The sequence below is a fragment of the Bilifractor sp. LCP19S3_H10 genome, assembly GCF_052119185.1.
Lineage (GTDB): Bacteria > Bacillota > Clostridia > Lachnospirales > Lachnospiraceae > Bilifractor.
Genome location: NZ_JBQKFT010000068.1, coordinates 1 through 568, shown reverse-complemented (window position 1 = coordinate 568; position 568 = coordinate 1). Strand labels below are relative to the sequence as shown.

Sequence of the window (568 nt, the reverse complement as noted above, 5' to 3'; positions counted from 1 at the left end):
TACGCAGAATGGACGGATAACCTGTTCGGCGGCATTGTTGTCGATCGGCACTTCACCGTCATTCAGGAAATATCTGAGATATGGCTCCTGTTTCAGGCAGTAGTCAAAACCGTTGCCGGTCTTGGTTCTTGAAGGAATCCGGGAATGGAATTCTTTCAGCCATGCGAAAAAGTCCTCGACAAGTGGTTTGACGAGGGTCTGGCGTTTTTTCACTCGTTCTTCAGCAGAAAGATCGGACAGACCATTATCAGCCTGATAGATCTGCGCAATTCGTTGAAGTGCTTGATACGCAACCGTCCGTTTACCGGCCTCCGGGCCAGCAGCTTTCACTGCTTCTGAAAACCGTCGTCGGGCATGTGACCAGCATCCGGAAATCTTCAGATCCTGCCGCTCTCGGGCCAGTTTGTGGTAGACCTCGTATCCGTCGGTCACCACTACACCGTTGAATGTCTTCAGAAACTCACGCGGATGATCCGCTTTTCGTTCTTTCTGATATTCGTAGAGGATGATCGGTTTGTCACGATACATCTTCCCTGTACGGTAGACCCACATATAGCTTTTGGCTCCC

General features: G+C 50.4%; 1 protein-coding gene. It reads right to left on the bottom strand.

The window, feature by feature from the left end; translation table 11 throughout:
• The coding region (locus tag ACTQZS_RS15465; protein ID WP_441476605.1) for an IS66 family transposase at window positions 1-552 on the bottom strand (552 nt) is incomplete at its 3' end.
• Window positions 553-568 lie beyond the last annotated feature (16 nt).